The 14231-nt window shown below is 55.7% G+C and carries 15 protein-coding genes; all 15 read right to left on the bottom strand.

Annotation, left to right across the window (positions count from 1 at the left end; translation table 11 throughout):
* Positions 1-86 precede the first annotated feature (86 nt).
* Complete coding sequence (locus MKY86_RS06560) at positions 87-857, bottom strand: class I SAM-dependent DNA methyltransferase (RefSeq protein ID WP_076079713.1); 771 nt, start codon at positions 855-857, stop codon at positions 87-89.
* A 22-nt stretch (positions 858-879) separates the two neighbouring features.
* Positions 880-1803, bottom strand: coding sequence for a CvfB family protein (locus tag MKY86_RS06555; protein WP_076079714.1), 924 nt, complete (start codon positions 1801-1803; stop codon positions 880-882).
* On the bottom strand, positions 1800-2147 hold the full coding sequence (gene rsfS, locus MKY86_RS06550) for a ribosome silencing factor (protein ID WP_036725699.1): 348 nt from the start codon (positions 2145-2147) through the stop codon (positions 1800-1802). Before rsfS ends, MKY86_RS06555 begins: the two co-directional genes overlap by 4 nt.
* The gene (gene yqeK, locus MKY86_RS06545) at positions 2144-2722 is read right to left on the bottom strand and encodes a bis(5'-nucleosyl)-tetraphosphatase (symmetrical) YqeK (RefSeq protein WP_036725702.1); all 579 of its coding nucleotides are present in this window, start codon (positions 2720-2722) and stop codon (positions 2144-2146) included. The genes rsfS and yqeK overlap by 4 nt, the downstream gene beginning before the upstream one ends.
* Complete coding sequence (locus MKY86_RS06540; RefSeq protein WP_076079715.1) at positions 2706-3296, bottom strand: nicotinate-nucleotide adenylyltransferase; 591 nt, start codon at positions 3294-3296, stop codon at positions 2706-2708. Before MKY86_RS06540 ends, yqeK begins: the two co-directional genes overlap by 17 nt.
* Before the next feature lie 12 nt (positions 3297-3308).
* Positions 3309-3602: a ribosome assembly RNA-binding protein YhbY gene (yhbY, locus tag MKY86_RS06535; RefSeq protein ID WP_036697934.1), complete on the bottom strand. Its 294-nt coding sequence runs from the start codon at positions 3600-3602 to the stop codon at positions 3309-3311.
* A gap of 51 nt (positions 3603-3653) precedes the next feature.
* Positions 3654-4532, bottom strand: a complete 879-nt coding sequence (gene aroE / locus MKY86_RS06530) for a shikimate dehydrogenase (RefSeq protein ID WP_076079716.1) — start codon at positions 4530-4532, stop codon at positions 3654-3656.
* Between the two features lie 20 nt (positions 4533-4552).
* Complete coding sequence (gene yqeH, locus MKY86_RS06525; RefSeq protein WP_076079750.1) at positions 4553-5674, bottom strand: ribosome biogenesis GTPase YqeH; 1122 nt, start codon at positions 5672-5674, stop codon at positions 4553-4555.
* 8 nt (positions 5675-5682) lie between these two features.
* On the bottom strand, positions 5683-6207 hold the full coding sequence (locus MKY86_RS06520; protein WP_036697929.1) for a YqeG family HAD IIIA-type phosphatase: 525 nt from the start codon (positions 6205-6207) through the stop codon (positions 5683-5685).
* 95 nt (positions 6208-6302) lie between these two features.
* The gene (locus MKY86_RS06515; protein WP_076079717.1) at positions 6303-8546 is read right to left on the bottom strand and encodes a DUF4129 domain-containing transglutaminase family protein; all 2244 of its coding nucleotides are present in this window, start codon (positions 8544-8546) and stop codon (positions 6303-6305) included.
* Positions 8543-9793, bottom strand: coding sequence for a DUF58 domain-containing protein (locus MKY86_RS06510; RefSeq protein WP_076079718.1), 1251 nt, complete (start codon positions 9791-9793; stop codon positions 8543-8545). The genes MKY86_RS06515 and MKY86_RS06510 overlap by 4 nt, the downstream gene beginning before the upstream one ends.
* A gap of 1 nt (position 9794) precedes the next feature.
* Positions 9795-10751 (bottom strand): AAA family ATPase, encoded by a 957-nt coding sequence (locus MKY86_RS06505; RefSeq protein ID WP_076079719.1) that lies wholly within the window; start codon positions 10749-10751, stop codon positions 9795-9797.
* Positions 10752-10915: 164 nt separating this feature from the next.
* The gene (locus tag MKY86_RS06500) at positions 10916-12616 is read right to left on the bottom strand and encodes a methyl-accepting chemotaxis protein (RefSeq protein ID WP_076079720.1); all 1701 of its coding nucleotides are present in this window, start codon (positions 12614-12616) and stop codon (positions 10916-10918) included.
* Positions 12617-12847: 231 nt separating this feature from the next.
* On the bottom strand, positions 12848-13198 hold the full coding sequence (gene spoVAE / locus MKY86_RS06495) for a stage V sporulation protein AE (RefSeq protein ID WP_036697920.1): 351 nt from the start codon (positions 13196-13198) through the stop codon (positions 12848-12850).
* Positions 13195-14229 carry a stage V sporulation protein AD gene (gene spoVAD, locus MKY86_RS06490; RefSeq protein ID WP_076079721.1) on the bottom strand — a complete coding sequence of 345 codons (1035 nt, stop codon included), beginning with the start codon at positions 14227-14229 and terminating at the stop codon, positions 13195-13197. The genes spoVAE and spoVAD overlap by 4 nt, the downstream gene beginning before the upstream one ends.
* Positions 14230-14231: the final 2 nt, after the last annotated feature.

Raw genomic sequence — 14231 nt, 5'->3', positions numbered from 1 at the left:
AGCGGCCGTAAGTCCAAATGTTCTCCGCAGTGACGATTACGCTTCAAGTTCTTATGTGTGCAAACAAGTTCAACTCTTTAGCAGCTTCATTTCACAGCCACATAGAACAGCCGCTGCGCCGAATCATCCGCCACCACCCACTCGAAGTCCGCATACACCGACACCTCGCTGAATCCGGCGGCAAGCAGCTCCTGCTTCATCCACTCCGGGTCATAGGCACGCTGGGTATGAGTCTCTTCGAAGCGCCGGTACGTGTCTGAACGGCCCTCCTCGCGGGCGAAGATGGACAGGTGATGCTCAATCTCCCGGCGCGGCACATCCAGCTCACAGGTCCAGATGTAGGATACCTCCGGCTCATCCAGTACAAAAGGCTGCTCTTCCTCATAGCGGATCAGCGTGTTCGGATGATGCACATCGAACAGGAAGGTCCCGCCCGGTTTAAGCCCGTCATACGTGCAGGAGAATACCTTCCGGATGTCCTGCTCCTCCAGCACGTAATTCAGGCAGTCGCAGAAGGAAATCACCGAATCCACCGGCTCCGGCAGCTCCCATTCCTTCATGTTCTGCTGAACCCACTGCACACTGCCCTCCCGCAAAAAGCGCCGTCCCTGCGGCTGCTGCTCCAGCTTACGCTGGGCAACGGACAGCATGTCCGATGAAAGATCAATCCCAGTTATGTGATACCCTGCCCCCGCCAGCGGAATCGTCAGGCTGCCGGTACCACAGCCGAGTTCAGCTACCGTGCGCGGCTTGCCGTATTTGCCCCATGCCGTCTCGGCAAAGGCCAGCCAATCGGGATACGGCATATCCGCCATAAGCGCATCGTATACATAAGCAAATTTGCCATAGGAAGACACTGCGTACACCGCTTTCTCTATACTATTGGTTGTCAGAGTCGCTGTCCGGTCCGGCCTGCTCCTCTTCGCGGGCAGCCAGATAGGTCCAGTTCTCCTTCTGGACAACCAGCCCTTCCTTCATCAGCTTGCCAAGCGCGCGCTTGAACGCTGATTTACTGATACCGAAGCGCTGCTTGATAATATCGGGAGGCGTAGCATCCGAATATGGCATTCCGCCGCCCGGACGGGAAGCCAGAAAATCTAGCAGAGCCGCCGAATCCACATCACGGCCCACTTCCTTGCGGTGGCCCATGCTGAGGTTGACGCGTCCATCCTCACGGATATGAGCCACGCGCGCTTCAATCACTTCACCCAGACGCAGCAAGCGAACGCGTTCAGAGGAGTGGACCATACCGATGATGCCGAAGCCGAGCACACCGGCATCTACAAGCACGAAGGTGCCCATCTGCAGCGGCTTGTACACCCGGGCGGTGACACTCTGCCCCTGCCAGGATTCCGGTGCAGGCAAGGCCAGCGGCGCAAGCTCCTGCTCTCCGGCCAGCTTGGCACGGAGACGTCCCTGCTTGTCATGCTCCATAATTGCGAAGACCTTGTCGCCAATCTGCGGACGCAGCTCCACCAGCTCGGGAAGCTCGCTGAGCGGCAGCAGCAGCTGCCGTCCAAGCCCCATTTCCAGGAAGCAGCCCAGCCGCGGATGGATATCCGCCACTTCAAGCAGCGCCATCTCGCCAAGCGTCAGATATGGCTTTTTCATCGTTGCCGCAGGACGGTCCTCGGTATCGAAGAAGAGGAAGACCTCCACCTTATCGCCGATCTTCGGCTTGCTGCCCACAAGCTCGGTGTAATGAAGCATGATATCCTGGTCGCCAGCGCTCAGGAAGTACCCGTAAGGGGATACCTCCCGCATCACTTCAAGCGTAACCGTAGTTCCTGCAATCAGACTCATACCGTCTCCACGACCTTGGCATCCGACCACAGACGCTCAATATTGTAATATTCACGTTCATCGCGGTGGAAGACATGGACGATCACATCGCCAAGGTCCATCAGTACCCAGCGTGCTGCATCCATCCCCTCAATGCCTTTGATCATTCCGCCAGCTTCATGAACAACCTTGCGCACCTCAGTGGCAATTGCCTGAACCTGGGTATCGGAATTACCGTGGCAGATGATGAAATAATCGCTGATCGGCGACACACTGCGCAGATCGAGGGCCACCACATTCATTGCTTTTTTATCCTGAACGGCGTGTAACGCCAGCTCAAACAGCTTGTTTGATTGTACACTCATAGTTTATCCTCCAATGTTCTAACTAAATCGTTGCGCGCCAGCACCGTAAGCGGAAATACGACCCGGCGCTTCTCCAGCAGTACGCGTATAGTGGAGTCCAGTCCGGCAATCAGGCCTTCCTCCAGGCTGACCTTCGATAGCCTGCGGATCTCCTCCACACCGGGGAAGTCCCGTCCAGGCTCAATATAATCAGCCAGACAGACGATCCGCTCCAGCAGACTCATGTTCTCCCGGCCCGAGGTATGGTAACGGATCGCATCCAGTACCTCCGAATCCGTAATGCCATAATCATGCTCGGCAGTATAAGCACCAACCTCAGCATGCCATAGCTGCTTGTCATATTTCAAAAGCTCAGCGGATAATCCGTTCTGTTCAATGATCTCCCGCATCCGTTCCACCGGCCAATATTTGGCCACATCATGCAGGATGGCGGCGGTCTCGGCCCGCTGCGGGTCAGCGCCATACCGCTGCGCCAGCTTCACAGCAGACTCCATCACACCTAGTGTATGCTTCCAGCGTTTGTCCGGCATCTGGCCGGATACCGCCTCAATCAGCGCTTCACGGCTGTACTCCATACAATCCACTCCTTTGAACATATTCATATACAGCATCCGGAACCATATAGCGGATCGACTTTCCTTCGGCGGCCCGGGCTCTGAGCATGGTGGAGGAGAGATCGACCAGCGGCATATCCGCCAGCAGCACTTTACCGGCAATGAACTCCGGCAGCAGTCCCAGATCCAGCGGAGTGCCCGGACGTCCGACACCGATGAAGGTCAACCGCTGCACCAGCTCTTCGATCCCCTGCCACTTGGGCAGATACTGAACCATATCCGCACCCACGATGAAAAAGAACTCATGCTGCGGATATTCCTCCTGCAGACTAATCACCGTCTCCAGCGTATAGGATACTCCGCCCCGCACGATTTCCCAGTCAAGAATGCCAAAGGAAGGGTGATTCTTCACCGCCCCCTCCACCATAGCCAGCCGCTCTTCACCGGTTGCCCCGGCCTCATGCTTATGAGGCGGAATATGCGAAGGCATGAACCAGACCTCGTGCAGACTGTAGCTCTCGCGCGCCGTCTCAGCGGCCATCATATGGCCGATATGCAGAGGATCGAAGGTCCCTCCCATTATGCCTACTCTCAAGAGGTCAACCTCCTATCTTGGAAGCTCGATCGTTTTGTTGTCGCGTGATTCCTTGTACAGAACGATAGTCTTGCCGATAACCTGAACAAGCTCCGAACCGGACTGCTCGGCAAGCGCGGCACCAATTTCCTTGGGATCATCAGCGTTGTTATTCAGTACACTGATCTTCATCAGCTCGCGTTTCTCAATAGCTTCTTCAATGTGACGGATCAGATGATCGTTTACGCCGCCTTTGCCAACCTGAAATACAGCATCCAGATGATGAGCCAAAGAGCGCAGATAACGTTTTTGTTTGCCTGTTAACATAAATGTGAAAACTCCTTAATTAACATATATTATTACCCTGTTCAGTGAAAATCATTTGCCCGGCACCTGGCCGAGGCAATCCGCAATAGTCTGCCGCATAATCGCTGCGGGAGCCACAAGCCCCGTCCAATACTCCAAGGCATAAGCTCCCTGGTAGACGAACATGCCCAGCCCGCCGTGAACGGTGCAGCCGCGCTTCAGACTCTCTGTAAGCAGCCGGGTATGCAGCGGATTATAGATCAGATCGCTGACGATCATCCCTTCGTGCAGCCCGGCCGGATCGATCGGCATGTCCTCCATATGCGGATACATGCCTACGGATGTTGTATTAATTACAATATCCATGCTGCCAAGCACGCCGGGAACGGCATCCATCCCTGCTCCGGTTAAGCTGCCCCGGCTGCTGAAGCTATCTGCCAGCTGACGGGCCCGTTCCTCATTTCGGTTCACAATCAGGACCATTCCCGGCTGCTCCTTCAGCAGCGCCGAGACAATCCCTCTAGCCGCACCGCCAGCTCCAATCACGAGGATGCGGGCGCCGGTAAGATCCGGCGCAGCTTCTGTCTTCAGTGAGCGGACATATCCGATGCCATCCGTATTGAAGCCGGTCAGTATACCATTGTCGTTGACGATGGTATTGACTGCGCCGACATCCACCGCACTTGAATCCAGCCGGTCCAGATACTCCATCACGGCAACCTTGTGGGGGATCGTTACATTCACGCCCCGGAAGCCAAGCGTCCGTATCGCCTGCACCGCATCGCCCAGCTTGTCCGGCGTAATGTGCAGCGGCACATAAGCGCCGGAGAGACCGAGCGCCTGGAGCGCCGCCCCGTGCATCAGCGGGGATTTGGACTGGGCAATCGGGTCACCCATCACGCCCAGCAGGAGCTCCCCGTGACTCTGCGTGTTCCTGTTTGTCTCAGTCATGTCGCCTTCCTCCTGTACAATTAGATCAGCGAAGGACGGGTAAGCACCTTGACGCCGCGCGGCACATGGACAGCTACTACTGCTCCGGCTGTACCGTTCACCTTGATCCAGCCCAGACCGGAGATGAACAGGTCGGTCTCACTATTCCTGGCGATACGGAATTCATGGCGCTGCCACTGCGGCAGCTTGTCTATGTCGGCAGTCCCCGGCGGAGACAGCAGCTCGCCCCGGTGGTCCTGATACAGGGAATCTGCACGCTCCAGCTTCGTGCGGTGAATCTTCAGGGTGCCACTGATGAAGCAGGTGAAGGACTGGCGTTCCCCCTGAATGAAGTCGAAGCGTCCCAGTCCGCCGAAGAACAGCGTCTGGCCTTCATTCAGCTGATAGACCGCAGGCTTGAGCGGATTCTCAGGCATCACTGCGCCCAGATCCTTGCGCTCGACCAGCTCGCTGTACCGCCACGGGTACACGATTCCCGGCGTATCAATGATGGAATGGCCGTCATCCAGCGGGATTTTGACCATATCGAGGGTAGTGCCCGGATAACGGGAGGTCGTCAGCTCCTCTTCCAGGTCACTGTAATCGGAGATCAGCCGGTTAATCAAGGTGGACTTGCCTACATTGGTAGCCCCGACAACGTACACATCACGCTGGCCGCGCAGCTCGGTAACGGCCTCCAGCAGACGGTCGAAGCCCTGATTGCGCTTCGCGCTGACCAGGACAATCTCCGCCGTGCGCAGTCCCTCTTCCTTGCAGCGCTGCTGCATCCAGTTGCGCAATCGGTTCCAGTTGGTCACCTTCGGCAGCAGATCGATCTTGTTCACCGCCAGGATGACCTGATTATTGCCGACAAACCGCTGCAGCCCGGAAATCAGACTGCCCTCGAAATCGAACAGATCCACAATATGGATCACCAGTGCATTCTTCTCGCCTACTCCGCTTAACAGCTTCAGGAATTCATCCTGATTCACCGATACGGAAGAGGCTTCATTGTAGTTCTTGATCCGGAAGCAGCGCTGGCAAATTACCGGCTCCCGTTCGAAGGCGACCTCCGGGATATAGCCGGGGAGCTCCTTGTCTACGCTCTGTAGCTTAATGCCGCAGCCGCTGCATTTCTCAGGCCGCGCTGTTCCATCGTTCATTGCATTCATTAAGATTTATCCTCCTCTTGCCACAATCCTTGCTTCCGCAGACGGGTCAAGGCAATCTGCTCCACTCTGCGGTTAATTCTTGTTCCTATTCCCTCATCCTTGACCGAGATCGGCAGCACGAGTACCGTGAACAGACCCAGCCGGTTGCCGCCGTATACATCGGTCAGCATCTGGTCGCCGACTACAATCGTCTGCTCCGGTCCCAGCTCCATCAGCTTCATGGCCCGCAGGAACGGGGAATTGCTGGGCTTCTTGGCCTGATGTACAAATTCAATATTCAGCGGGGTGGCAAAACGCGACACCCGGTCCATATTGTTGTTGGATACGATCACAAGCTTGAAGCCCAGCTCCTTCACCTTGGCGAACCAGAGCAGCAGCTCAGGAGTAGCCAGCGGCGCCTTGGCGCCGACCAGCGTATTATCCAGATCCGTAATAATTCCCCGGTAGCCTTGGCGGTACAGCTCCTCCAGAGCGATATCAAATACCGTGTTTACCCGGAGCTTGGGGACTAATCTTTCAAACAATACATTCACCTCATTTTCATACAGGAAACTTGTAACCCGGCTCTATAGGACTGCAAAAATCCCAGGGTCCGGCAGCATTTCATCACCAGTGGGCATTACTTGCCGGACTTCATGCTTTTTCGCAGCCGCAAAGCTTCAGTATACACGCTGTGCCAGTCTTTGTCTTCAATAACCTCAGGGCTGTAATTCGCCCGCTCGAACATCTTCAGCAGCGCAGCAAGACTGCCTGCAGCTTGCGGGCGTTCCACGCTCCACCGTGCCACGGATTCGCGCAGGGTTTCATGCTCTTTCTTCAGCATACCCTTCCTGCGCATATACCTTACCCAGCGCTCCGTTTCTGCGACAACTTTTTGCGCCGGAGTCGGCTGACCGCCGAGACGCATACGGGTAATCAGGAAGCGCAGGCTCAGCCGGCGCTGCCAGATCAGGAATAGGGTCCAGAGCAGGAGTACAGCAGCTGCTCCAGCCACGGCCCAGGTGCCGGGATGGAATCCGGAAGACTTGTCCGTCTGGCCCGCTGCCGCCGGTTCAAGCTCCTCGGGCTCCTCAACCTCTACTTCAGGCTGATCCGGATTATCCTGCTCACTCTGCGTCAGCACCGGAACATCGAAGCCCGGCGTTGCCTCTACAGGAACCCATCCGTAATCGCCGAAATAGATCTCGGCCCAGGAGTGGGCGTCCGCATTGGTAATCGTGTAGTTGTTATTCACATAACCGGCAGCGCCCTGCTGAAGCATTACGCTATCCGGAATCTCGGCCTGCTCCCCGGGAGCATATCCCTTCACCCAGCGGGCCGGTATATCCAGTGACCTCGCCATGGTGACAAGCGCCGTGGAATAGTAGTCACAGTATCCTTCCTTAATCTCAAACAGGAAGCTCTCGACCATGTCCTTGCTTCTGGCCCGTGAGGTATCCGGCTGATTCGTGTAGGGAAAGGTTGCTTGCAGGTATTGCTGCAGCAGGATCGTCTTCTCGTAAGGCGTCTGCGCTCTGTCCGTAATCTCCTTGGCCAGCGCGCTCACCCGCTCGGGATAGTTATCCGGGAGCTGAAGATACTGCGGGTCGATATTCTTGTTCCCATAGAGCTGCTCGAAGGTCTGCTTGCTTAACTCCTGAAGGGGAACGACCGGCACCTCCGAGGTTACCACATAGGTCTGCGGGTAAGCTCTTGTTTTGCCTCCGGGATTCCACAGCAGCTCACTGTCTTCACTCCGCCAGGACAAGCCGGTGCTCTGTTCCTGCCCGTCCACCGAGTCTACCCCCGAGATCGAATAGCCGCCGAACAGAACTGGATAACTGTTCCCTCCGAGCAGCTTGACGGTCTGCTTGAGCGTACGCGTCTCTGTCTTGGAGGCGGCAGCACGTTCCAGCGGCTCGCCCACCTGCACCTCGTTATGCGGTCCCCGGCCGGAGGTATCATCATCTGTCCAGCCTTTGCCCGAATACACGCTGCGGATCTCGCCGCGCATATAGGTGCGCAGATCGGAGGTCACTTGCATGACCGGCGAATAATCGAAGTTGAAGCCCCCACCCAGATTGTCATCATTCAGGCTGTAGCCCGAGGTCGTCCCCTTCGCCGCTGACCCGCCGCTTGCAGCGTCCCCGCTCCCGGAGGAGGGTCTGGACGAGACGGAGTTACCATTCCACTTTTGCCAGGCGGTATAAGGGTCGGTCAAGGTGGGACGCACGCCCGGCATATTCACCCCGGCAAGGATGACCAGTGAGAAAATAATCGCTATATTCAAGGCAACCTTCATCGGATACCTCAGCATATAGGTCCAGCCGCGCGGATAATGCAGCTGGAAATTCCTCAGATGCCGGGTGACCAGCCAGCCCATACCGGCAAAGACCGTCCAGGCTACCTCCTGCCACATTACCGCTGTCGTGAATGAATCCAGCGCGGCGAAGGCCGTGATATTCGCTGCGATGAACATCAGAATCCGCGCCTTGCCGTTCACCCACCAGGCGGACACAAGCAGCAGCGCCCAGGCCCCCAGCGCAAACCAGATGTAAGGAATCATCGATACCGCTATCCCGGGCAGCCGGTCAAGAAATGCCGGCAGCAGAGGATCGGGAATGTAAATCCCGTAGCTGATAATCACGTTGTATACAATAAATACCACTGCCGCGCCTTCCAGCAGCATGCGGTACACTCTTTTAAACGGAAAAATGATTTCAATAGCTGTAACAGCCAGCAGGGTTAGCGCCACAGAAACGGTGGTCTCCTGCAGCCAGAAGGGCACCGTATAGGACACCCACTGCATAGCGATAATGCTCAGCCATAACAGCGTCAGCCCGTGATGCCATGAGGAACGTATCGCCTGAAACCAGTGCTTCATCGGACAGAATCACCTCCAAGTACCGCAGGAAGCTCCTGAAGTGTGCTGATGCTATGTCCGGTAACGCCATGCGAGTGCAGAATATTCTGCCACTCTCCGGCCCGGTATTTCCCGGAAGGATGAAGAACATGAATGTGGGAAGGGGTCATCCCCCGGTTCTCCGCCCAGCGCAGCGTATCCAGTACCGCTCTGCCGCTCTGCGGACTGATCAGTACGAAATACGATCCCTTGGGGAACAGCCGCTGGACACTCTCCAGCCTGTCAATCAGCGGCCCCTTGCCTTCTGCGTTGATGTCTATTAAATACTGAATCATCTTTTGCCGCTCGGCATTGCCTTCCGCCGGACTGAACACCTTATTATGCTTATCCAGACAGCACAGGCCGATGCCGATCCGCTCCCGGATGCCGAAGCCGAGCAGAGAAGCCGTGACCGAGACTGCCAGCTCGAATTGTGCGGAGTTGTAATAGCCGCTGGAGGTTCCGTCCAGCACCAGAATGGTTCTGGGAACGGATTCATGCTCGAATTCCTTCGACTTCCACTCGCCGGTCTTCGCCGTTGCATTCCAGTGAATGCGCGTCAGACGGTCCCCGTAGACATAATCACGGACACCGTTGATCTGCGTGGTCTCGCGCCTGGACTGAAGCAGTGATACCTGCGGCCCCGACAGGCGCGCCTTGCGCTCATACAGCTGCCAGCGCGGCACTACGACGGCCCGGGGCATCACCCGGAATTGGCCTTCTGCCTTGAAGGTCCCCTTATGCTCCATCAGACCGAAGATATCCTCGCTGATAATATCCGTATTCTCAAAAGAATAACGGCCCCGCTCCAGCAGCGGCGTCTGGAACAGCAGCTCGCCCCGTCCGCCCATGTTCGGAATCAGGCTCTCCTCGAACACCCAGGACTCTCCGTTATGGCGCTTCAGAATTTCTCTTACAACCACGTAGGGCAAAGGCAGAAATCCCGGAATGGTCACTTCCAGCTTCACCTTGAGAAAGCCCCCGGCATAGAGCAGATCCGGCTTATCCTGTTCGGAATAGAAGCTGCGTGCGCCTCTGGCCCGCCGGACCCCTTCAAGACCGCCAATGAACAGATACAGAAAAAGAACAGAGACCATGATGAACAGCATGAACGAGGTTTTGCCGCCCTGAAACAGCACGTAGAAGAGTGTAATGACCCAAATCGCCAGAACGCCCGTGAACTTCCTCAGCTGAACCGCAGCGGCAGCCCGCGTAAGTAAGGCCCTCATCTTATTGCCTCATGGTTACAGGCACGTTAATGCTCTGAAGCAGCTTCTGCAGCAGGGAGTCCATGCTGACGTTGTCCAGGCGTGATTCCGGCCGCAGCAGGATCCGGTGTCCCAGTGTATACGGGGTCAGGGTCTTCACATCATCAGGCAGCACATAATCCCGTCCCTGGAGAAAAGCGTAGGCCTTGCAGGCCATCATGAATGATAAGGATGCCCGGGGGCTTGCGCCGAGCAGCACCAGCGGATGCACCCGCGTCTGGCGGACCACATCCAGCAGGTAGTTCAGCACCGGCTCGCTGATGAACACATCGCGGATCTCCTCCTGAATGGCCGCAATCGTCTCCATGCTGGTTACGGGAGCCAGCCTGTCCACCGGTTGGCCCTGCTGATGGGTTAGCAGCAGGTTTTTCTCGGTATCGGCATCGGGGTAGCCCAGGCTGATCCTCAACATGAAGCGGTCCAGCTGAGCTTCCGGAAGGGTATAGGTTCCCTCGAAATCTATCGGATTCTGGGTCGCACAGAGCATGAACGGATGCGGAAGAGGATAGGTCTCTCCATCGACCGTAACATTGCGTTCTTCCATTACCTCAAGCAGTGCGGACTGGGTCTTGGTGGTCGCCCGGTTGATCTCATCGGCCAGCAGGATATTGGTCATCACCGGACCCGGACGGAAGTGGAACATCTCATCACGCGGATGATAGACGGATACGCCGGTAATATCACTCGGAAGAATATCCGGGTTACACTGGATGCGCCGGTATTCGCCGGACATCGACCGGGAGAGCGCGCGGATCAGCTGGGTTTTGCCAGTCCCCGGAACATCCTCAATCAGGACATGTCCGCCTGCTAACAGTGCAGTCAGCAGCAGTTCTATTTCAAAGCTTTTACCGAGAATACAGGATTCCAGATTAGTGCGGACAGCGTTCATAATTTGCGTGGATTCTTGACGTACGGGCATGTATATTAAACCCTCCTATATCAGAATAAGCAGTAATATATACATTTTACATGATAGGAGTACCGAAAGTACATGTTAGGCTGGTGATATCACTGTAAATGCCAAAACAAACAGCACAAATCCCGGATAAGGGAATTGTGCTGCAGTACCTGTCGTACTTGACATTAAACCTTGAATTTGCCGATCTGCTCCTGAAGCTCTTCAGCGATAGTGGACAATGAAGCGGCCGAAGCTGAGATGCCTTCCATTGAAGCCAGCTGCTCCTCGGTAGCAGCCGATACATGCTGTGTTCCCGCCGCTCCATTCTCGGCTGCGACAGATATCTGCTTGATGAAGTTGACCACTTCATCCGTTCCTGCTGACAGCTGCTCTGATCCGGCCGATACTTCCTCAATCTCTCCGGTAACCTGATTGACAGTATTCAGAATATGCTCGAAGGAATTACCGGCGCTGCGGACGGCTTCCAGCCCAGCAGCGACATCCTGTCCGTTCAACGTTACCGCTTCAATCGCTGTGACGGTATCGGATTGGATGGCTTCTACCAGTTCGGTAATCTGCTGGGCTGAGCCGGCGGACTGCTCTGCAAGCTTGCGGACTTCTCCTGCAACCACAGCAAAGCCCCGTCCCTGTTCTCCGGCACGCGCAGCTTCAATGGCAGCATTGAGCGCCAGAAGGTTGGTCTGTCCCGCGATGCCGGTAATGACACTAACGATTTTGCCGATTTCATTGGAACGTTCTCCGAGCGCCGACATCATGCCGCCGAGCTCTGTAACCGACTGATTCACAGCGTTCATCTGTGTCACTGCTTCCTGAATCCGCTGATTCCCTTCGGCAGACTTCTGGGCTGCTCCTTGTGCAGATGCGAAGACAGACTGGGCGCGTACAGCAATCTGTTCTACACCAACGGACATCTCTTCAATAGCCTGCGTAGATTTCCCAACCATATCCACCTGAAGTGCAGCCCCGCTGGCTACTTCCTGCATTGTCTCTGTAATCTGCATAGACGCCTGGCTGCTCTGCTCTGCACTTGCTGTCAGCTCTTCGGAGGAAGTAACTACAAGCTCTGTCGTCGCGTTTACAGCCTGAATGAGGCTCCGGAGATTCTGTACCATTGCATTGAATGCAAGCGAGAGTGTATGCATCTCGTCCCTGCTCTTCACGGTTACCGGTTCACCGGTCAGGTCCCCGCCAGCGATACGTTCCGCAGCACGGCTGATTCTCAGCACCGGACGCGAGATGGAGTTCGACAGCAGGATCGAGATCACAATCGCAACCAGGATCGCGGCAGCGCTGAAGACAATGATCATCCGCTGTCCTGAAACGTAATTCGCCACCGCTTCATCGTTCATCAAGGCGGCTCCGCTGTTATTAAGTTCAATCAGCTTCATAATAGTGTTATTCGCGTTATACCACAGCCCATAGGATTCTTTGTGCAGCATATTGGCCTTGCCATAGTCCTTGGCCTCTCCGGCACTAATAATCTCCGGCAGCTTGGCCAGATAGGACGCATATTGTTCAGTAAAGCCCTTGTAGATTTCCCTCTCCTCATCGGAGCTGATCAGGGCTTCATAGACCTTAAGTCCGTCGTCCACCTTCTTAAGCACATCATTATAATCGGCTTGAACCTTGTCTCTTTGCGCAGTATTCTGCTCCAGCACCAGATTCAGCGCAAGGCGTTCAACATCCGAGACATCTCCATTCAGCGTACCAAGAATCGTGACACTGGGCATCCAGTGTGAGTCGATGTCTTTCGCTGTTTCTCCAAGCTTGTTCAGGCTGAGCAGAGAAGCAGTGCTACTGACAAACAGCAGTGCTACGACAACAAAAAAAGCAAGCAGCATCTTCAATCGTATATTTATTTTCATCTCTACGCTTCCCCCGTTAACTTATGTATTCTCTTGATTGCACAAGCATACATCTATATCGACAAAAGCTGACATTTCGTTAATATTTCGATTATATATTTTTTATTTATTCAAATTACTGTTAAGACCCAAAAACAAGCATAAACGGATGCCTCCTTTATAGGGACGACATCCGTTTATAAAAGACCGCCAGAAGAGGAAGCGGTCCCGAATATACTTATCTATGCTGCGCTACCCCTTCGGCCGGACCACCAGCGCAGCCAGGAAAGAGAAGACAATCGCCGAGGAAATCCCGGCGCTGGTCACATCGAAGATCCCGGTGACGACACCGACCCAGCCATCGCGCTCCAGCTCAGTCAGCGCGCCGTGGACCAGGGAATTCCCGAAGCTGGTAATGGGTACGCTGGCCCCGGCTCCGGCGAATTTCACGAGCGGATCGTAGATGCCAAAAGCATCGGCAGCCGCTCCAAGCACCACCAGCGTACTCATGGTATGGGCCGGAGTCAGCTTCAGCACATCGAACATCAGCTGGCCGATCACGCATATCGCTCCTCCGACCAGAAAAGCCCATAAATAAATCATGCTCCCTCACCTCCGATCTCCAGGGCTACCGCATGGGCTACGCACGGAATACTCTCCCCTTGCTGATAAGACAGCGGCGAGAGCAGCGCTCCAGTCGCCACGATTAATACCCGTTTCAACTCACCCTTCTTCATCCGGCCGATAATATGCCCGTAGGTTACTGTGGCCGAGCAGCCCGCGCCGCTTCCCCCGGCAATGACATACTTCTGCTTGTCCAGGTCGTACATCATGAGGCCGCAGTCATTGAAGACCGTCTGCTCCATTGGGATGCCTTCCTTGGCCAGCAGATCCTTGGCAATCGGCAAGCCGACGGAAGCCAGATCGCCCGTAACAATCAGATCATAGTGACTAGGCGACAGCCCCGTATCGCGGAAATGTGCCGTGATGGTATCGGCGGCTGCAGGGGCCATGGCCGTTCCCATATTGAACGGATCTTTCAGCCCCAGGTCCATGATGCGCCCAAGCGTTGCGTACACCACAAGCGGCCCTTGAACCGTCCCATCGTTCACTCCTACCACTGCGCAGCCGGAGCCTGTAACGGTATATTGGGCGGTGGGCGGCTTCTGCGAGCCATACTCTGTCGGGTAGCGGAACTGCTTCTCAACTGTACAGTTATGGCTGGATGTGCCGGCCAGCGCGTACTTGCCGCCGCCGGAATCCACAATCATGGAGGCGATCGCCAGGCTCTCCATCGAGGTGGAGCAGGCACCGAACACTCCCAAGTAAGGCACGCCGAGCTTCCGCGCGGCGAAGGAGCTGCTGATGATCTGATTCATCAGATCCCCGCCGACGAAGAACTCCAGCTTCTCCTGCTCCAGATTCGCATTCATCAGGGCGAGCTTGGCGGCTTTTTCGAACAGGGCGCGCTCTGCCTTCTCCCATGTCTTCTCGCCCATCTCCAGCGAATCATAGACGAAGTCGAAGCTTGAGGCCAGCGGCCCTTCTCCCTCTTCAGGCCCCACTACAGCGGATGTCCCAAGGATCACCGGACGGTTCGTAAATTCCCAGGTCTGACTGCCGAGCTGCTTCATCG

This window comes from Paenibacillus sp. FSL R7-0333 (assembly GCF_038000365.1).
GTDB lineage: Bacteria > Bacillota > Bacilli > Paenibacillales > Paenibacillaceae > Paenibacillus_AQ > Paenibacillus_AQ silagei.
This window is presented reverse-complemented; position numbering and strand designations above follow the sequence as displayed.